At 44.0% G+C, this 20,984-nt stretch carries 13 protein-coding genes and 1 pseudogene; 5 read left to right on the top strand and 9 right to left on the bottom strand.

All coding sequences use genetic code 11. The features are described from left to right. The first annotated feature begins 821 nt into the window (after positions 1-821). A complete protein-coding gene (locus RIB93_RS33130) occupies positions 822-2,711 on the top strand; it encodes an ATP-binding protein (RefSeq protein WP_446379668.1) in 1,890 nt (629 codons plus the stop codon). 236 nt (positions 2,712-2,947) lie between these two features. Here the strand turns inward: RIB93_RS33130 and RIB93_RS33135 are convergent, their stop codons facing one another. Further along, positions 2,948-3,832, bottom strand: coding sequence for a sulfotransferase family protein (locus RIB93_RS33135; protein WP_446379670.1), 885 nt, complete (start codon positions 3,830-3,832; stop codon positions 2,948-2,950). Between the two features lie 193 nt (positions 3,833-4,025). Then, a complete protein-coding gene (gene ispD / locus RIB93_RS33140; protein WP_446379672.1) occupies positions 4,026-4,724 on the bottom strand; it encodes a 2-C-methyl-D-erythritol 4-phosphate cytidylyltransferase in 699 nt (232 codons plus the stop codon). Positions 4,725-4,985: 261 nt separating this feature from the next. Here ispD and RIB93_RS33145 point away from each other — a divergent pair, with 261 nt between their 5' ends. Beyond that, positions 4,986-5,948 carry a glycosyltransferase family 9 protein gene (locus RIB93_RS33145; RefSeq protein WP_446379674.1) on the top strand — a complete coding sequence of 321 codons (963 nt, stop codon included), beginning with the start codon at positions 4,986-4,988 and terminating at the stop codon, positions 5,946-5,948. A gap of 179 nt (positions 5,949-6,127) precedes the next feature. Here RIB93_RS33145 and RIB93_RS33150 read toward each other — a convergent pair whose 3' ends face one another. After that, the gene (locus RIB93_RS33150; protein ID WP_006105681.1) at positions 6,128-6,619 is read right to left on the bottom strand and encodes a CRR6 family NdhI maturation factor; all 492 of its coding nucleotides are present in this window, start codon (positions 6,617-6,619) and stop codon (positions 6,128-6,130) included. 445 nt (positions 6,620-7,064) lie between these two features. Here RIB93_RS33150 and RIB93_RS33155 point away from each other — a divergent pair, with 445 nt between their 5' ends. After that, positions 7,065-7,517 (top strand): Fur family transcriptional regulator, encoded by a 453-nt coding sequence (locus tag RIB93_RS33155; RefSeq protein ID WP_446379676.1) that lies wholly within the window; start codon positions 7,065-7,067, stop codon positions 7,515-7,517. 315 nt (positions 7,518-7,832) lie between these two features. Here RIB93_RS33155 and RIB93_RS33160 read toward each other — a convergent pair whose 3' ends face one another. After that, positions 7,833-8,708 carry an alpha/beta fold hydrolase gene (locus tag RIB93_RS33160; RefSeq protein WP_446379678.1) on the bottom strand — a complete coding sequence of 292 codons (876 nt, stop codon included), beginning with the start codon at positions 8,706-8,708 and terminating at the stop codon, positions 7,833-7,835. A gap of 174 nt (positions 8,709-8,882) precedes the next feature. On the opposite strand from RIB93_RS33160, the pseudogene RIB93_RS33165 reads away from it, so the two are divergent. Then, a pseudogene (locus RIB93_RS33165) lies at positions 8,883-9,068 on the top strand (DUF4058 domain-containing protein); the annotation flags it as partial. Between the two features lie 147 nt (positions 9,069-9,215). Here the strand turns inward: RIB93_RS33165 and RIB93_RS33170 are convergent. The 5 genes from RIB93_RS33170 to RIB93_RS33190 all read right to left on the bottom strand — a co-directional run bounded on the left by RIB93_RS33170 (position 9,216) and on the right by RIB93_RS33190 (position 20,256). Further along, the gene (locus tag RIB93_RS33170) at positions 9,216-14,453 is read right to left on the bottom strand and encodes a CHAT domain-containing protein (RefSeq protein WP_446379680.1); all 5,238 of its coding nucleotides are present in this window, start codon (positions 14,451-14,453) and stop codon (positions 9,216-9,218) included. A 104-nt stretch (positions 14,454-14,557) separates the two neighbouring features. Continuing rightward, positions 14,558-15,784 carry a tetratricopeptide repeat protein gene (locus tag RIB93_RS33175; RefSeq protein ID WP_446379682.1) on the bottom strand — a complete coding sequence of 409 codons (1,227 nt, stop codon included), beginning with the start codon at positions 15,782-15,784 and terminating at the stop codon, positions 14,558-14,560. Positions 15,785-16,297: 513 nt separating this feature from the next. Continuing rightward, a complete protein-coding gene (locus RIB93_RS33180) occupies positions 16,298-18,142 on the bottom strand; it encodes a CHAT domain-containing tetratricopeptide repeat protein (RefSeq protein ID WP_446379684.1) in 1,845 nt (614 codons plus the stop codon). A gap of 362 nt (positions 18,143-18,504) precedes the next feature. Beyond that, positions 18,505-19,503 carry a DUF1822 family protein gene (locus RIB93_RS33185; RefSeq protein ID WP_446379686.1) on the bottom strand — a complete coding sequence of 333 codons (999 nt, stop codon included), beginning with the start codon at positions 19,501-19,503 and terminating at the stop codon, positions 18,505-18,507. Positions 19,504-19,554: 51 nt separating this feature from the next. Then, positions 19,555-20,256 carry a sigma-70 family RNA polymerase sigma factor gene (locus RIB93_RS33190; protein WP_446379688.1) on the bottom strand — a complete coding sequence of 234 codons (702 nt, stop codon included), beginning with the start codon at positions 20,254-20,256 and terminating at the stop codon, positions 19,555-19,557. Between the two features lie 371 nt (positions 20,257-20,627). Between RIB93_RS33190 and RIB93_RS33195 the strand changes: the two genes are divergently transcribed. Then, the coding region (locus tag RIB93_RS33195; protein WP_446379690.1) for a hypothetical protein at positions 20,628-20,984 on the top strand (357 nt) is incomplete at its 3' end.

The following is a 20,984-nucleotide window of genomic DNA, read 5'->3' on the forward strand; positions in this document are numbered from 1 at the left end:
TGGTTCCCCTTCTCCCCCGGTGGGAGAAGGGGTTAGGGGATGAGGGGGAAACAACAAAAGCGTGCGACTAATCCATCAAATTAGGTATGCCGAACCCCTACAATTGGGCTTCGGCGGTTAACTAAGTTATCTCCACCCTTTCTAGGTAGAAATTTATATCGATTCCTGCGATAAAAATATTCCTATTACCAATCATTTTGGCGAATTGGGATGATCCAAATCACAAAGCTAATGTGCTTCCTTCCTTGCCCATCAAAAAGATAGAACTTACGCAATTTGAGGATGCAAATCCTATTGATGAGGGCAAGGTGGGCATTGCCCACCCTACAGTCTTGAAATAACAAATGTCTGGGCTTACTTCCAGTCTAATCCGGACGTTTTTAATATTTTTTAATTAATTGATGGATTTTATGAAATATCTTCACATTACTTTATGATTTGGGCAGACCGCTACAACTCTGTCATTGTCGCTCTAATTCTTACTGGTAGCCGATTCCATCCATTGATAGCCCTAGAGCGGAATTCCTTTTTCCTGCTTCTGTACTTTAATCTTTACTCTAACTTTATTTGTTTAGACAATTTTAAATGAAAACTTGTTAAAAACTTCATCATTTTATTCCTACAATTAATAGATAGAGGGTGTAAAAAGGTAATGTATATTGATGAACAGAGGTAAACTGAATTTTCCATCTACTAATTGTCGCAAGCTTCAAGTATTTTTCTTAACAATGATACCGATTGTTTAATTCAATCGTTTCTCGCAAATCATGCATCACTTCCCCTGGAAACCTTACGATCTATCTCACTTTTTGGCTTATCTTATGCTTTTTTCCAATTCCCGATATCCCCCAGTCTCTCCCCAAAATACCTTAATGGGTCAGCAAAACCCATTAAATCTGAATAAGAATTTATCCGAGATTTCCCCTTTCACCTGGATCAAAGAAGGGATTCGCAACCTCAGCATATCTCAGAAAATTGGTTACGGCTACGCCTTGGCGATCGGCATATCCATTCTGGGAACAACTGGAGGATTAATTCTAGGTAATTATTACCAAGACCAAGCCCAACAACAAGAACGGGTTGCGGATCAGCAGCACCATCTCCTCAGCAACCTGGAAAATGTCACCTTGGCTGTGCGATCGCATCCGCAAGAACTACTCACAGTTTCGGTGAACCCTAGCCAGATTGACGCCCAAAAGAATCAGTATTTAGCCGATGTGGATCGGATGAAACGCCTACTCTCGGAGTTAGACATCTTCATCCAAGACTATCCCGATGACTTAAACATAAACACGGCTGAATTACATCATCTGCTTCAGGAGTATGAAGCGAATATAGACGCCTACAATCAGGTGATTGAATCACTCTGGCAGATCAGTAAATCGGAGAACCTGAAGCCAGAAGAGGTTACTGCGATACAACAAGAACTCTTACAGGCACTGCATCACCCCTCTACCAGCCAAGTGATGGCTGAGTTCAATCACCTATCCCACCATGTAGAGGATGCCAAAACTAATGCCGAAACGCAACAGTCTCAGGTACATCAACAACTAGCACAAGCAGAAGCCTTACGCCTGCGAATCATGGTAAGTAGTTTGCTGCTATCGGTAGGTATCGCGGTACTCTTAGCCACGATTACCAGCCGTGCGATCGCGCATCCTATCGAAACAGTAACTCACGTTGCTAGTGCGATCGTCAAAGAGTCCAATCTGGAGATTCGTACTCCCGTCACCGCCAACGATGAAGTCGGTTCATTAGCCACATCTCTCAATCAGCTTGTCCAATGGGTAGATGACTCAACCCAAGAATTGACACAAGCGCGTCAAACCTTAGAACAGCGCGTCGATGAACGAACGCAAGAATTGACGCAAGCGCTGCGAGAACTCCAACACAGCCAAGCCCAACTGATTCAACATGAAAAAATGTCCAGTTTAGGACAGATGGTAGCAGGGATTGCCCATGAAATTAATAATCCAATTAACTTTATCTACGGCAATCTAGATTATGCCAAGCGATCGATTAACGACTTACTGATCTTGCTAGAACTGTATCGGCAAGAGTATCCTCAGCCTAACGCCGCGATTCAAGAACAAAGCGAAGCGATGGATTTAGATTTCCTCATCGCCGATATGCCAAAAATGCTGTCATCCTTAAAAAGTGGGGCTGAACGAATCCAGGAAGTTGTCTTATCTTTGCGAAACTTCTGTCGTCTGGATGAAGCGCAGTTGAAACAGGCAGATATTCATGAAGGACTAGAGAATACCCTCTTGCTTGTCGGTCATCGCCTCCAGCCCAATATTAATCTGGTCAAAAAGTACAGTCAATTACCGCGAATTGATTGTTATCCGGCTCAACTCAATCAAGCATTTATCAACATTATCAGCAATGCCATTGACGCCTTAGAAGAGGTTCAGGGTAAAGCTATACCGACAATCGTCATTCGTAGTGAAACCATCGATAATCGTTGGATTCGCCTGTCAGTTTGGAACAATGGTGCAGCGATTCCAGGGGAAATTAAAGACCGGATATTCGATCCCTTTTTCACCACCAAGGCTGTAGGCAAAGGCACAGGGATGGGATTAGCTATTTGTTACCAGATTGTGAAAAAACACCAGGGTAAAATTGAAGTCACCTCTGAACCTGAGAAAGGAACCGAATTTGCAATTACGCTACCGATTCAAACCGAACAAGAGATGGCACTATCTGCTTAATCGAGCCAAGGGTGGAAGACAGGGGGAGTTGGGGCAGCAGAGGAAACTGAGGAAGCAGAGACGTTCCGATGAAACATCTTTTGTAGGGGCGGGTTTTACCACTAACGTTTAGTTTTCACCCTGATATAACTAAACCCGCCCCGACCTAACCGTTCAATTATCACAAATGACGTAGCTTGCTTCTCAAGGGAGCGAGTATGACAAATGACAAATAACTAATAACTAATAACTAATAACTACTTTAACCAATGAGAAAGGTCTCGTTGAATTAAATCTTGTAACTTGAGAATATCGTCTCGATAGAGTTCGATCAGTTGTTGGCGATCTTCTGGCGAAAGTGGAGCCGCTTTCTTATCTTGAGAGTTAATTTGAATCAGGCGAGAACGAATCGTTTGCCTCATTCCCAGGGGTAAAATAACTCGCAGTCCCGACCTGACTATCGTTCTCAAGGGATTTTCTTGGCGTAACATCTTATTCATTGCTGTATTTTTGGGAACTTGAGCAACTTGAGCTTTTTTGGAGACATCAGGTGAAAAGGTATCATCGACGCCAACAAACTGATACATGCTTTTCATGAATTGAGCCGGGTCTTTCACCAGATCATCATACAAATAAACTCGGATTTGCTCTCGGTCAAATTCTTTATAAAAATGCTGCAAATGCTGATAATAGAATCCCTTGAGCAAAATAAACGATTTATCAGCTCGATATTTTATTTGGTCAGACAAGCTGTTGTGCTTTCCTTTGCCAATGGCATCTCGGATATGCATTAAGTAATCCGAATAGGCTCGGTCAACTGGATTTCGCAAGACGGCTATCAACTTGGCATTAGGCACATAACGCTTGATCCGCTCTGAGGATGACTGATAATGAAACAGATAATTAGGCGAGGCTTCTCCAATCGCAATTTCATCTGTTACCCCTTCAAAAAGTTGACAATATTTTTCAAAGGTGTCAATTTTGGATTTCCGTTTAGTTTCAAGTTCTTCCCAGTTCTTTTCTAAAAAGTTTGTTTCTTTAACGGGACTCATGTAAATTTGGGGGTGTTGTTTCAAATAGTTATAAATCGAGGTTGTCCCTGCTTTTTGAACACCGATAATCAGAAAAGTGGGAAGTTTCATCTCAGTTCATCCTTGGTGATAAAATAAAATTGGTAAACGGTTATTGGTTAAACCAGCTCCGACAATTGACTTTAGTAGGTTTGTGGAAAGTCGCCTAAAACTATTAAGTTCTGTAAATAGTCTTTAAACCTTGACAACTGACGTAGCTTGCTTCTTGTCGGGAGCGAGTATAACAAATGATAAATGACGATCCTTATGACTGATGGCTGGCTGCAAGTCGCTGACGCAGAATAAACTCCGCGATCGCTAAATCCATGGGTGTGGTTATCTTGAGATTAGTCTCTTCCCCTGCCACAATCTGTACAGGTAGCCCACAGCGCTCAAATAATGCCGCATCATCGGTAACGTCCCAATGTAATTTCCGTCCTTGGTGATGACATTGCTTCAGAAGCGATACCTCGAATCCTTGGGGCGTCTGGGCTGCCCATAACCGTCGCCTGTCGGGTGTATCTTGGATAATATCCGACTCATCGACCACTTTAATCGTATCCTTAACCGGGATAGCGGCAATCAAACCCGAACAATCTCTGAGGTGTTCCGCACAGCGATCAAATAATTGAGGTGTGGCTAAACATCTCGCACCATCGTGAATCAGTACCCGTTCCGCCGTTGAGGGTAAAGCCTGCAAGCCGTTATATACGGATTCTTGGCGAGTTGCGCCCCCAGGAATCAGTTGTACTGCTTTCGTCAGGGCGAGATCCGCCAGAATTGCCTGAATATCGGTCTGATCCCCTGGCTGTCCGATAATGCCAATTTGGGTAATTTCCGTCGCCGCTTCCGCCGCCAGTAACGTCCATGCTAATAAGGGTTTACCCAGTAAGGTAAGCAATAGCTTGTTGCGATCGCTCCCCATCCGTCGTCCCATTCCCGCTGCTGGAATTAATAAATGCACAAGCTTCCGCCTTATGATGCCAAATCTCTAATCGCGACCGAATCTAATCTAATATGCTACTACTGGTTCATCCTAGGAAACCACTAGGTATAATATCATGCGTACAGTAATTCCATCAGCTAAATAGCAATGGGAGCAGGGGTGTAGGAGTTCACCCTGTCACGGTGATCCGGACAAACTAATTTCTGGAAAATTTCGTGAAATTAGGAACGACCAGTCCATTAAAATTGAGCTGATATACAAGCTCTAAATTATATTCAGATGAGACTATTAGCCCTTGTTCCGGGAGGAATCAGCGATCAACTGCTGCTCTTTCCGACGTTAGATGACCTAAAAGCCAATTACCCCGACGCCGAAATCGATGTCATTGTCGAACCCCGCGCCAAGGGAGCCTATCGAGTTTCCGGTTCAGTCCAGGAAGTATTACCCTTTGACTATAAAGACCGCAATGGTCTGGCAGATTTTGGTAACCTATTGGGGATTATCCGCGATCGCGAATATGATGCGGCAATTGCCCTAGAGCGTCGGTGGTCAGTGGGACTATTGCTCTGGATGAGTGGTATTCCCATCCGTGTGGGCTACGAAAATAATCAGGGTACGTGGTTTTTCACCAATACTGTACCCCTGAAAACAGAGCAGTATGCCGCGTACATGTATCATGACCTGCTCACCGGGTTAGGGATTAACACCCCCTGTCCAGAACTTGCCATTCGTGTGCCAAAATCCGATCTGGATTGGGCTGAAGGTGAACAAGCCCGCCTGGGTATCCAGGAAAGCGGTTACATTATGATCGACGGCGGCTCTAACCACCTGGATCAGTCACAGGACATTGATAAAGTTTATCCCGCCCATAAATGGCAAGAGGTTATTGAAGACATCCACCAAAAACAGCCTGACCTAACTCTGGTTATGCTGCATGGTTCGGAGGATACGGAGTTAGTTGCGGCTCTCACTCAAGTCTGTCCTAATTTACAGATGACCTCACCTCCTGATAGTGGTAAATTAGCGGCAATGATTGCGGGGGCGAATTTACTGCTGTGTACCGATAGCGCGTCGATGCATCTGGCTGTTGCTGTGGGAACGTATACGATCGCGTTGTTTGGTCCGACTGAGGCTGACAAACTCCTACCCCCATCAGAACGCTATATCGGTATTCAATCACCCACTCGTTGGATTGCCGATATTCAGCCTGATGATGTATTAAAACAAGTTTGGCGGGGCTAGGGAATGGCACTCAACTAAGCCGTTTTGGAGCGTCGAAACCCTTGATATACCGTAGGGTGGGCAATGCCCACCAGCCTCATCCCTCTAAGTCTCAAGTTCTTTTTGAGCCGTTTTGGAGTGTCGAAACCCTTGATATACCGTAGGGTGGGCAATGCCCACCAGCCTCACTCCTCTAAGTCTCAAGTTCTTTTTGGGGGAAACATTAGCTGAAACAACGTATCATCGAGTTCATACCCTAACATTTGAGCCATGGACTTGAGGCGCGACTGGTTGGGTAAATCAATTTGTTGTAACCAGTTATTCACCACAAAAACCTTTTGCATCATGAAAATTTCTAAGGCTTCTGGGTTATATTGAATCCCTTCCGTGCGATTAAACTGATGGGGGACGAGCATCGCCGTGTAGCGAGCGAGTTCCCCAGCTTTCCAATCCAGCAGAAATGGTAACCACGGATACTGAACATCTAAGCGGATAAACCACAGACGTATCTCCGGAATTTCTGACCATTCCCGTGGATCATTGGGTTCGCGAGGGTAGTTAAACTCAAAGCGTAACTGCTGCTCATAGTTTGCGATCGCTCCCTCGGTCAACCACTTATCAATCACAGTCTGGACGGGCGATAGGTCTAAATCATTAATGGAATGGGAATTGAGTTTAATTGTGATTGCCACTAATCTTTATCCGCTCCACAACACTTGGACGTAGAGACGCACTGTTACAGCGTCTGTACATTGCCTGGATTACTTCGGTCTTTCATCCTGGTAGTGACGGCACTTGACCCTTCGACGCCGCTCAGGGTCAACCAGTCCCCAGGCTTAACCTCGGATCAAGCTTACCTTAGTTTGAATTAACACAATCGATGCTACCCGACTTGATATCAGTCCACAGTAGACATACTTACACCATCTAAGGTAAAGTGGTAATGAGTTTGCCTTACAGTGCCAGATGCCAAGTCATTCAGACCAAAACCTGGACAAAGCTTGGCGAAAGAGATTATATCCGCAAATATGATGCACTTTTAACCAGTGCATTATGGGATCTCTATAATTCTCCCCTTAAGAGTAGAGCTTGAGACTACTCCCCAGAAAGCTAACCACCCCATTCAAAGTATTGACCATGCAGAAAGAAGCGGCAGTTGTCAAACCAATTCGCTCATTGGAAGACGCCCTCAATCGATGTCAAGCGTTAGGAATGCGCTTGTCGCGTCAACGCCGCTTAATTTTGGAACTGTTGTGGCAAGATCGAGAGCATCTCTGTGCACGAGACATTTATGATCGCCTAAATAAGCAAGGTAAAGAAATTGGTCATACCTCGGTATATCAGAACCTAGAGGCGCTATCCTCTCAAGGCATTATCGAATGTATTGAACGATCCGATGGACGGCTTTACGGAAATATCAGCGATGCACACAGCCACGTTAATTGTGTGGATACGAATCAGATCATGGATGTGTATGTAGAATTGCCAGAGGAACTAATCCAGCACATTGAGCAACAAACTGGTGTCAAAATTACTGAGTATCGGATTGACTTCTATGGTTATCGCAACGGTAAACTGAATGAGGAATAAACATCCCTCGAAGGTTGTGAAGAGTAATTGTAGGGGCGGGTTTAGGGACACAATTAGGATGTCACCGATAATATTTTAATCAAACCCGCCCTGATCCAATTATCATGGTTTCCTTTAGCCAAAAAATTGGCAAATAACCGATAATTGAACAATATTTGCTACGCCTCATAAACCTCTTTCAGACATAGTATGCTACGCCTCAAAACTTTATCGGGGCGGGTTTAGTCGCATCTGGGTGAAATAGAAAGATAATAGTGAAACCCGCCCCTACACACACGCCATGTCTGATTAGCAAAGCGAAGATCCAAAACTTTCTCATCCCTCATCCTTTGCCAAAAACTCTCGCATATACTGATTCACTAACTGGGGCTGTTCCTGCTGTACCCAATGACTACAATTCGGGATGTAGCGGATTTGCAAATCTGGCACATAATCCTTTGTATTATAGGTCAATTCTTTGCCCAAAGCCGTATCATTCTCCCCCCAAATCATCAGAGTTGGAATGGGTAGAACATCCCACTGGCGCTGATGCCATAGTCCGGGAAAGAGATTACGGTAATAGTTAATCATGGCAGTTATCGCCCCCCGTTTTGCCGCTGCATCTTTGTAGGCGTTTAAATCCGCTTCTGAGAAAGCACGTTTGTCAATTGCCATATCAATAAAACTAGATGCAATCAGTCGATAATCATCCCACTGGAACAGCCACTCTGGGAGTAAGGGAAGTTGAAAGAAAAAGATATACCAACTTCGCAGGAGTTGTTGGGGATTACTGCGAAACGCTTCGGTAAATTTAGCAGGATGAGGAATATTCATGACAATTAACTGATCCACCCGTTCAGGATAAGTATAGGCAACATACCAAGCAATCATTCCTCCCCAATCATGCCCAACTAAGATACAGCTTTCATAACCCAATCCTTGAATAACTCCTTTAATATCATTAACTAACTCGCTGATCTGATAAGCTGATACATCTTTGGGCTTATCGCTGTCATTATAACCGCGTAAATCAAGGGCAACAACTTTATAATCCCTAGCAAATTCAGGGATTTGATGCCGCCAAGAGTACCAGAATTCAGGGAAACCATGCAGCATCAGCATAAGTTTACCTTCTCCCTGGGTGACGTAGTGTAGTTTGACACCATTAGTGATACTATAATCCTCTTGCCAGGAGTCAGTTATTGAAGACATGGAGTTGACCTGATGGTAGTTCTCGATAAAGTTAATTGTCTCATAGTTTGCTAGTTTGTAGTTGCGCTTTAGCGCTATAAACGCCCGCATCGCAATTTAAAAGTATAATAAAAACAAAAGCTGAAAGACTATCCCGATAAATTTAATCACTATAAATAATTGGAGTTAGGAATTATGGGATTACTGGATCACTTTCATCCACCGTTGAGTACTCGTCGTCACTGGCACGCTTTCCATAATGCGTGGGCAACGTATATCGCTTCTGATTTAAACCGTCAATTGCCAGAAGGATACTTTGCTGAACCCAATGTGCAATTTGGGATTGAAATTGATGTGGCAGCATTTGAAGAGATATCATTACTAACCAGTCGAGTATCCAAGAATATCGGTTGTAGGTTGGGTTGACGAGAGGATGAGTCAGGGCGGGTTTAGTTACATTAAGGTGGATTGAGAAAGAATAATAGTCAAACCCGCCCCTACAGGAAAATGAAAATGTCCTCATTGGTTTTACCAAGGACTACCAATTAGGGTAAATCCAGCCCAATAATAGGGATGAGATAGATTAATTTCTGAGTTATTCACTAAGCTTTTAGCAACGCTTATATTCCGACTTGTGCCAACCAACTGACTTGATTCAATTCGCACTTGAGAACGCAATAGGGCAAGTTGGGCTTGTCGCAATGCTTCGGCTTTAATTGATACATTCTCGCTGTTAAGTTGCTGATAAAATTCGGTCATTACCGCTAACGTCCCTAAATCATCAACTTTCCAGAGGCTAGCTAGGGCTGATTTTACCCCCGCTTGTACCGCTAATCCGGCAAATCCCATTTCGGCTTGTTCATTCCCTACGGCTGTTTCACAAGCACTTAGGGTTAAGAGTTCTACGGTTGGTGGGGCGTACCATTGTAGTTGTCGCAATTCGTTTAATCCGACTTGTTTTTGCCAAAGTTGAATGTAGGGATGATGATTGCGATCGCGGGGAAAAGAGGCGTGGGTAGACAGATGTACAATATCAAAGGGGGCGTTGCGGCGCTGAGTCTTGAAATTATCTAAAGTAAATTGGTCATTTAGCAATAATTTGCCTTGTCCAAATTCGGCTAAAATTGTGGATAATTCAATCGGAACAGCAGGTAATGGAGAAAGGGTGGAATCTGGAAACTCTGAAGCCCCCATGGCTAAGATAGTCGCGTTTTCTAAACTCTGGTAGCGGGTATCGGTTAGACTGACACTGGGGATTAAACCTAGGCTATAGGTTTCGATCAGAAATTGCTGTCCGTCGTGCAACGCCGCTAGGGGAATCGCGCGTAATCCGGCGTCCATTGAGAAAATGAGTGTATCAATATTGAGGGCATCGAGTTCCGTTGCTAAGGGTTCGATTAGCCACTGGTGGAGTTGTTGAGAACTGGATAAATACCTGTTATTGGTATAATCATTGAGCGTGTGATAAAATTTCTTCACTTCCCGCCGTAGGGTTTGATGATTGGCTTGGGGAACCTGTTTAGAAATAGGAGAACCTTCGGGTGGAACGAGAACCAGTTGTAATCCATCGGGATGAGACAAGGCGTAAATTACCACAGCCCGTTTTCCGGTTTGGGTTTCCATGGTTTGTAGCCTGTTTTGCAGGGAAGCGGTGGTGACTTTTTTCTGGGTAATATCTTCGCCTAAATAGGTTTCAAATTGCGCTTCTAATAATTGGTCAATTACGGTGACAATATCATCGCCGGGATTAATTGACAGTTGGCGGGAAGACTCTTGAACGTAGGGAACATTGAGTGATAAGATTGGCTGATTGGGAATCTTCCAGGTAAAGGTGTAGTTTCCGGTTTCAGCATCTTGATTGATTTGAGAATTGACATCGAGAGTATCGCCGACAAGAAAGGCGAGAGATTCTAGGGGATTGGGGTTAGATGGAGTCGTCTCTGGAGTTGATTCAGAATTAGAACTAGAGGATGATGGAGAACCAGGTGTTAATTGAGGACTAGGATTGGGTTTAGGTGGTAGGGGATTGGGATCAGGTGGCGGGGGTGAAGCCGGAGAGACTGATATAATCTGAATGCGATCGCTGTCTTGTTTATGAGTGTGTAGATAGGTTTGTGTGGGGAGAATCTGGCTTTCGGGATTATCGTTTCCTCGCGTTATCGCGCCTTCAGTACCATTGATATCAGCATTCCCGACAATAAATGGGGTAATTCCCTCTCCACCATGGCGAATGAAAATTGATCCGCCGTCAGCCACCCCAGCCGTGGAAATACTTGTCTGAATTCCATTTTGATCGAGGAATGTATCCGTGGCTTGGAAAAATTGTCCGGTAGTAATGTCAACCGCGCCGCCATTCCCGTTCCCTAAACTTTGGCTATCAATTTGACTCACGCTAATATTACCCGGTGCTTTAAGAGTAATATTACCACCATTATTCAATGCCGAGGTATTTAGACGCTGGGTGGTGATACTTCGTTGATGACTTGTGAGGCTAATCCCACCCGATGCACTAATATCTTCCGTCAGAATCCTGTTTAATGCAGTGATATCGATACCCGATGGATGAGTTGTGGTGATCTCACCTTGAACCTGTAGGTTATTTAAGGGGGTTAAATGACCCACGCGATCGTTAAATTGCACAACTCCTTGGTCTGAATTTAGGGTCAGATTATAGGTTCCGTTGACGGTATCGTTAAAGATAATACCACCAGACTCTGATGTAGTCAACGCCACATTATCGGCTAAGGTAACAGGCGCATTCAAAGTAATGTTATTTTGGTTGGTTTGAAGATCTCCGCCAATTGTAATATCAGTCTCTGCACTCAGATCAATTTTGCCACCCCTATCCATAAACGATAAGGCATTAACTTGACCCAGGGTAATATTATCCGCCGCATCAAGGGTGATATTACCACCTAAACCCTCTCCAGACGCCGTAATTAATGCCCCACTACTGGTGTTAATATTTGCCTCGGTACTTGTGATACTAATATCGCCGCTATCACCACTAAAGCCACTTAAAAATACGGTAATCGTTCCCGTATCAATATTACCGGGAGCAAGCAGCGTAATGTCACCCCCTTTAATACCACCGGGAGCGCTAATTATGCCGCCCGTTGTATCAATAATACCCCCACTGGTTAGGGTAATATTTCCAGCATTAACAAAACCATGGGAATTGATTGTTTTACCGCCAGTAATAATATCCCCATTAGGTGCATTAAGGATAATTGCACCTCCTGATCTTGATGATGAAGATGAGTCAAGAACATGTGTGGGTAACTGAGTTATAGGCTTTAAGAAATCAGCGAGTTCTGGATAATCCTCGATCGGGACTAAATCAACCAAATTGAATAGCTCAGACAAATCAGAATTCAGGGCATTAATAGAACCATGAGTAACAGTTAAATTAATTGTTCCACTACCAAGTTTACCTGAAGATATCAGGTCACCTGTTATCAAGTTATTTCGAGCGGTAAGCCTAATGTCATTACCTGTACCATTGAAAGAAAGTGAAGCAATATTACCAGTATTAATGCTGCCATTGGGGGCATTAATGGTGACTTTGCCACTCGTTCCACTAAAAACAGCCGAGCCAAGGCTACCGCTTGAAACATTCCCTTGCTCACTGGTTAGTGTGACGTTGCCTGTATTACTCAATCCGGACAAAGAGGCTATAGTTCCTAAAATTTCAATATTACCTGTCGCTTGGACTGTAATCTCACCGCCCTTTCCCACAAGGCTTACCGAAGAGATACTACTATTCTGTTCTGTGGCTGTAATTTTAATATCACCCCCGTTAGCAGTTAGGTTAATAGTTCCACCATTACCAAGCCCTTCTTCAATACTACTATTTATATCACCAAATACTTCAATATTACCATTATTCGCGGTGAGGTTAATATCACCAGCATTTCCCAAATTGGCAAGAGATTGGGATTGAAGTTCACCTGTGCGGATATTGCCATTATTAGCCATCAGGGTAATCGTGCCACTATCTCCGATAGTTTCTCTTCCCCATGATTTTAAAAGACCCGTGCTGATGTTGCCGTTATCGGTGACGATCGTGATATCACCACCATGGTTAAATAGAGGATTGTTGTAGTTATTCGTATCAAGAATGCCGACATCAACATTGACTCCTGTAATGGTAATCGAGCCTCCGTCTGTTTGGATTAAATCCCCAGAATTCATCCAAAAATCACCGACACCATTGCCATCGGCATCCGCCCTAAATGTGATGTTTTTACCATAACCTGTATTCAGATTTAAGTTGTCGTTGGCGATATCCTCAATAGTAATATTGTTCGTTGCTTCTAAGGTGAGGTTACCGGATAAGCTTTCCAGTTTGGCTTTAGAAAGGGTAAAGTTATCGGTGATTCCGTCTGAAAAGAGAATTGTATTATCATTCAACTCATTATCATTAGCAGCAGGATTATCTTGATCGACTATCGTGATATTAACGGGATCAAGTAGTACGTTGCCAGCTTGACCATTAGCTGCCATGACATCGACATCGCCCCGAAAAACTAGATTGTTTTTTCCGGAAACTTCAACAAATCCACCATTTCCGGAATTATCCCCGCCACGGGCTAAAATAGTGCCGTTAAATGTGGTATTATTGTCTGCCCAAGCGATAACACGCCCGCCATCACCGTTGAGGATACTATTGGCATTAATAAGTGAATCGGAACTGATAAATGTGTTTTCAGCATTGGGGATGGAACCTTGACCTTGGTAATCTCCACCAATCCGGACAATACCTCCATTATGATTACCAGAGGCATTAATATCGGCATCGACGAGTCCCACGTTTTCACCGATAATAGTAATGGATTGATTTGCGGGAATAGCAGAGAAGTTGGCAACATTGAGACTGCCAGAAATAATCGTGGTTCCGGGTTGATTGGGTAAGGTTATGCCAGAATTAGCTAATTGAACAGTATTATCCGCAGAAACAGTTAATTGGGTGTCTAATTCAGGTGGTGTTCCCGTAAGCAGTTCCGCTAAATCTAAGGGGGTTACGGGGAGAATATTTCCCTGAGTATCCCGGGGCGGTTCAACTTCTAAACTGAGCAGGTTTCCTGATTGACCAATCTGGACTAAATTAGAGCCAGGTACAGCAGCAACAGTAATGGTTCCGCCCGGTGCGTTTAATTCACCGGTGTTAATCACTTGACCTGCTAATAGGGTTAAGTTGTGCTGGGAAGTGACAGCTAAGTTGCCCGCGTTGATAATACTGCCAGAATTGGATGAATCGAAGGCAAATTGATTGGGGTTTCCGATGAGATTGGAGTAGTTATTGTCGCCAAATGCATTAAACCAATGGTTATTGCTAAATCCGATTCCTGTGGCGGTTGTGGCGGTAAAATCGCCGGGAACGTTTAATTGGGCATTGGTGCCAAAGATAATACCGCTTGGGTTGATTAAGAATAAGTTGGCGTTACTTCCGGTGACTTGAATTAAGCCGTTAATGATGGAGGGATTATTGCCCGTAACTCGACTGAGGATATTCTGAATATTTGGGGTGGAGAGGAAGTTGACAATTTGCTCAGATTCTAATCCAAATTGCTCAAAACTGTGGAAAAGGTTGGTGGCGTCGGGGGAGAGGGTACCTCCGGTGATGTCAAAGCGATCGCCTGTAGGATTAACGACGGTTCCGGTATTGTCGTTGGCGGGGATAATGGGTTGGGCTAGGGTAGGGGGAGAGGGGTTTAGGGTTAAGAGGGCGAGGAGAATTGTTTTGCACAGAAAAGGGGGTTTCATGACTTTTTTGAGTGGCTATGGGTTCATGTTGTTTTAACGCAGAGGTTCGCAGAGGGAAGCGCAGAGGGGCGCAGAGGGGTTGGAGGTGGAGGAGGGTGGTTTGGTTATCGGTTTAATTGGTGTTCAATTTCCTGAATCTGTTGGGTATAGCCGAGGGTTTGATATCCTTTGAGGGCGAGGGTGAACCAGTGCTGGGCTTGGTTGGGATTACCGAGTGCGGTTTCAATGCGCCCTAGGTGGTATTGGGCGTGGGTTTTTTCTTCGATGTCGGTGGTGTGGGAAAGTTCGATCGCTTTTTTGTAGTAGGGTTTAGCTTGGAGGGGAAGGGCGAGGTGATAGAAGTAGCGATCGCCTATTTTGCGATAGATGGCTGCACTTTCTACGCCGTCAGCAATCAGGGATTCTAAGGTTGCGATCGCTTGAGTATGAAGTTGATGTTTACTATAGAGTGTGGCTAAGGCTAGGGCTTTGGCGGTTTGATTCCAGGGTTGCTGGCTGATTTGGCTGGCTTGAGTGCGAATCTGTTGGGTTTGTTGGGTGTCGAGTCGGCTGAAATTTAGTCCGCCAGGTAGGGGGGATTCATCCAGTGAGGATTCCCCGGTATCGGCTTCAATAATGAGTAGATAATCACCATCGGGTTGGAGTGGGGGTTCTCCAGGATAGAGGATTTGGGTATCGCTAACTTGGGTTGTCCACTCGATTCCATCCCCTTCGAGAGTGACGGTATAGTATTGGGCTTCCGGTATCCCATTCCAGCGTAGGAGAGGTTTATCAGTGAGAATCGCGGTGCGACGAGGACTAATAATATAAGGAATATTATTGTTCCAGGAGGTAACATCGCCGCGATGGGGACATTTATAAGTACCCGGACTACATTCGGTTTGTTCGCTAGCGGCGGGACAACGATTGCGGAGATTATTGGCAGAGGATATCGTTTGGATGGATAAGTCCGCACATTGCATAATGATTTGTGATTCCTGGGCGATAAATAACTGATCACCTGGATAAATATCCGTGCCAATTTTAGGTTCAATTCTACGTCCAGTTCGCTGAATTTGTACATCACCCGTTATCTGAAGAATTTGCCCATTGGCAAGGGGTTGGGATGTTGGGCGTAAGGCAGAGAGAATGGGATACGTCGTAACCAATTGATCATTGTTTTGATGCCGTACCGATTGTTTATTGCTCCCGCCTCCGACACTATCAACCCAATTAGTCCTATTCACAGGTTCATCCCTATAAACAGCCCCGACACCCGAAGAATTACCGCCAAATAGGAGTAATAGAGAACTTAACAGGAAACTTATGGAAGTCGCTATTGCCCAGTTCATACAATACTTATACTCCTTTAATCGTGTGTTATTGTTTCGATTCTTTGGATGACCCTGAGTGCAATTTGTACTCCTTCTTGTCTATGGGGTTAGATTCGAGAACGCATCATAATAAACACTAAGATGCTGTTCAGGAGATTGAGAGACCTAGCTATTGCCTCTAAAACGATCAAACTTGATGCTTGTTTAAAATTCAGATTGCAAACTGTTTGAGTGAATATGACCTATGCCTAATTTATGCCTTACTTTTTCTTAGGCATTAATTTTCTCGTTGCGAAAAAGTATCATTACCAATGACTGAAACTTGCGCTATTTTCAGTCAGCCCTAGCATCCGCATTGATAGTTTGCACCCAAGGCAGATTAAAGCTAAGCCTGACTGTTGAGAAGAATTTTTATCTGTAACAGAAGAGGGGAATCTTTCTAGTTCTATTTAAACCGCTACGAGTATCATTGTCAAGTTTAATTACAAGATTCTGTACCCTGTACTAAGAAGTATTACAAGCCTCAAACCCTTACTGTTCCCTGTTCCCTGTTCCCTGTTCCCTAATCTCAACCGTTAAGTTTAATTTTGTCCGACTACTTACCAAATTTTCTCTGGCTAAGGCAATACACTCGTCTTGTTCAGGGACATTATAATCCGAGTAGCGAAGTGTATTTTCCCAAGCCAATACTGCATCTTGATGGTTCCCTTTCGTTTCTAACACTTGGGCTAATAGACAATAAGCATGAGGGCTGTCAGGTTGAAGCGCGATCGCGCGGCGTAAATCGGCTTCAGCTTCCTCCAACCGTTGTTGTTCCCATCGCACCCAACCGCGATTCTTCAAACAGGCAGCTTTCACCTCATCATAGTCGCTATGCTTTAAGCAATCCCAGGTTTGTTTCAGTGCAGATTCTAGATTATGCTGCTGCAATTGCAAGCGAGCCAGCTCCGGGTAAGCATCAGGAAGTCCTCGCAGGGCGGCTTGTTTAAACCGTTGTTCAGCACAGTCTTTATCATCAAGATTTTCATTGCATATCCACCCTAAATTGTAGTGCGGTTGTGCATAATTAGGGTTCAGTACAGTAGCGATATTATAGTAGCGTTTTGCTATTAATAATTGCCCATTTTGGTGATTTTTTAGTCCCATTTTGTTTGCCAAAATTGCCAGTTGGGAGCCGAATGAAAGGTAACTGCTAATCGCTGCCACTAAAACAATTGCCACCCATTTTGATAAACCAATAAAAGGAATTGTGTCACGTTGGCGTTCAGGCAAAACCAACGGCTTCCAAGTGGGTGGAGTTACAGCAGGATGTTGACAAATGACAGGTAGCCAACTTGCCCCAGGAAAATCATGTTCCACTCCCCGGAGTTGCTCTCTGGCTTGGCGCACGGATAAATGAAAGGGTTCGCCAGCAGAAAAGTTTTTTAAGAAGTATTTCAAAAAGGCTTGCGCCACTTGATCTGCCACAGGCTCGCGCATAACAATCATCGGTGGCAAAGGAATCTGTGCTGCTGCCAAATCTCGTGCTAATCCCAACCCGTCACAAGAATTAAAAATTGCTAATTTCAATCCATTATAAACTGCTTGACTTAGGGCTTCTTTGAGTTCACCAATCGTTATGCTATTATTCTGAGCGTTTTGATTAATATATAATCGCCCATGGGTTAAAGTTTCTGCACTTTGGGAATGTCCGGCAAAGAAAATAATATCCCAACCAGCTTGCCAAAGTTGGTCATTTAATTCTTGTCGTTCGGGTTCAACTAACCATTTAATGTCAACCCCTGGCAATCGTTGCAGTAATTCCCGATCTTTCTCCAAATTAATCCCCGCGCTATTGCCTAAAATCGCTAATATTTTGACCTGAGCTTTTCTGTGTTGGGGTGGAACTTGATAAGCGGGTGGGGGATAATCGGGGGTACTAAACGCTAACTCAGCTTGGCGGTATTCTGCCAAAAAATCCCAAAGATGCCATGGTAATTTCCAGACTTCAGGTTCATTGCTTTCAATAATTACTCGCACAGATTCAGACGGGTTTAATTGAGTTCTCAATTGTGATTCAATTTTGCGAAATCCGTCACTTTTGAACCATGTATTAAGTCGCGTTTGTAACTGCTGACAAATATCATTGAAATTTCCCTCAGAACAATGGGTAATTCCCGATTCGACAATTTCGATCCCACGAAAGCCATCACTCTGATAAAGTGCTGTATACATTAGCCGCCAGTCTCTGAGCAGTTGAGGAATATCTGGCGCTGTCGGCAAATTCCCTGTGAATTGCATATAAAGATTCCCTACCTCTCCTAACCGTGCCGTAACAGCAGGAAATCCAGTTCTAAAGCTGCCGAATCCGAGACTTAAGACGACTATTTTACTCATAGCTGCTCTTATTTATTGATTGGTTAGGGAACAGGTAGCGATAGAGGGAATAAGTCTGCTGATTAATTGACACATTGGCTCAAATATTACTATAAGTTGGGCGAGTAAGGTATTAAGATTCTTAAACAATTAAGCCATGAAAGAAAATACTCTACCCTTCAATAACGCTTCGCCAGCGATAACTATTTGATATAACCCCAATGTAGGGTGCGTTAGCAAAGCGTAACGCACCATTGCTTAAAAATTGAGTGCGATATTTTCCTTAAGCTAGTGATATTCATATTCAAGATTTTTAGTCAGACGTTCAACAATTATGACAAAGACAGGGTAACTACGAAAATACCTAATTAACCCGTGACACCTCAGAGTGTAAATGATTCCGTAACACTGATACCATTCAGCGCCACTTGCAGACCAAAATTGGTTCCAGCTTCGACTCGAAATTGTCTGAGTTGAATCCAGAGATCTAACCCTCTCGATTGTACGACTTGCAGCCTATCCCCAGAGTCAGCCAGTAATGCTAGTGTAAGATTACTCGGCAAATAGCGATCGCCCCCTGTGGGATGAACTTGAACAAAAACATTAACCTTGCGATCGCGTTCTTGGGTAAGTGCCATTACCAAGGCGAGGCGCTGAGTTCCCAAATCCATTGCCAAATCAAGTAACTTGGCTCGCATAACATCTGAATCTGGAAAGAGTTTAACGCCAGTATCAAATCGACGAAGTGCGGGAACATTTGGCTTTTCAAGCGACTGATCACTATCAGCTGCCCATAAGTCTTCAATCTGTTGCCAACCCGCCGCAAACTGATTAGCAAACCACTGATTAATGTTGACGATAGGGTGAGCTAATTGGTCAAGATACTCTAATAAAGCATCAAGGGGTTGTAACTGCGTCAATACCACCTTACCAGTACCAGCCGTTTTCGTGAATCCCAACAATTTTGACTCTTTTCGCTTGGGATCAATCGCCACAAAAACATAGCCAATTCGTTCCTGCCAGACTTCTGGCGGAATTGAACCCAATTCAGAAATCCAGCGATTGCTTTCAGAGGCTGAATCATTCTCAAAGACTTTCACCGGACGGCATTCTAATGTCCCTAATCCTTTGACCTTCAAATCTGCCACATCTGCCCCTAAGCAAACCACGGGATTGCCAAGATCACTAGATTTAATGTCAGTGTCTATCTCCATAAGTTCCAAATAATCATGGACTGCCCAAACTGCCAACGTATTCAAATAAACTTGTTCCGCTTTTGCTGGCGTCGGTTGTTTCTCGGCAAACCCTTGTGCCATCTGGATTATCTTGGACATAATGGGCATCGGCAAAGCGTTATTTAACAGTAATTCTACGCTAGTCATAATTCACTCCTTTACAGTCCTATTATTGTTATGCCATCAACTAATTGTTTTCTATAAATATCCTTGAGATTCACCAAATTCCCGTAATTGGGTAACACAATGACGCTGGTAAAACGTTGCCAACGTGGAAGTCTTACACTTCAATTCTGTTTCCAGGTTGACCCATTTTGTCTCCGGCGGTAAGCGATGCAAAATTAAAACTTGGCAGGTTATATCTGGACGCCCTTTAATATGAGCGCTGGATAATTCACCATCTGGATCAGATTCTGCCCACTGTAGGGTTTCTTCCAGAATCGGCGGAATATTGGCGTGGGTATCCGGCAAATTCTCAATCGGATCGGTTGGATTCTCCCAACCTGGGGGCGGTTGACGTCGATGGCGTTTCATGTATTGCCATCGTTTCCAGCGCAAATCCTTTAGTCGTTGTTTGAGATGGGCATCCAACCATGTTATCACAGTGGCTCTTTCTGGATTATAGTTCTCAATCTTGCGGCACAGATACAACCAGGTTTGTTGCAGTGCTTCTTCGTAATCGGGGCTATTCTCCTGCCAAAGTTTTCCCGATTGTGCGATCGCGCGAATGAGTTGATCCAAGCTACGACGCCGTTGCAGACTGCGCCGGGGATACTGGCAGGTTTGAGCGACAAGCTGACGTAGTTGTTGATCGATGTCCGCATCCATGAAATTACCTAAACTCTTACTCCTATTGGTTTTGGGGTGGGTTGTTACCCCGTCATCGTCGGTTACACTCATCCTTCACAATCGTGCCAATTGAGTCTTGCACTCAGTTATCGGCGCAAATTTAGAGTTTTTCGCAAAATTCAAAATTTTTTGTTCGATTCATCCTACCCTGATCTGTTCAGGGATATCTTCAACCCCCTAAGCTTTTATGTAAACGTTTGTAACAATTTTTTCCGGATTGCGAAACTTTGGTGAATGTCGCCGATATCTCAACAGAGATTGGTCAAGTTCATCGATGCAACACAGATTTGATGCTAACAGAATGCATCTGTGTCAGGGAAATCAGTAAGTTTATCAACTTAATTGGGTAAACATCGGAAGGTGCGATCGCATCTATCTCGTACTGCAAATTATTAGCCGTTCAACTTCACAAGGAGAAAAAAATGTCAGTTCAGAAAATCTATTCCATTCTACGCAGAACAGTCACTTTAAGTGTATTACCACGTACAATTGCTATGGCTACTGGAGCCGCCCTGATTAGTGTAGGTTGCCTAATACCCAAAGATGCATACGCTGCTGTTATTACATCTACAGTTCAGGGAGATGAAAATCCTGCCATCATCAATGGTGAAAGTTTACAAAATGGGGATTTTTTAATAACAGTGGATAAAGTGCAAGGAAATGGGGTAGCATCCTTCATAAGTATGGCATCACCTTGCTCAGGTAAAATGTACCCTTGCTCCCCCAGCTCCCCCAGCTTCCCCAGCTTCCCCAGCTCCCCCTCACCACAAGACTTATTC

The organism is Coleofasciculus sp. D1-CHI-01, assembly GCF_040218875.1.
Lineage (GTDB): Bacteria > Cyanobacteriota > Cyanobacteriia > Cyanobacteriales > Coleofasciculaceae > Coleofasciculus.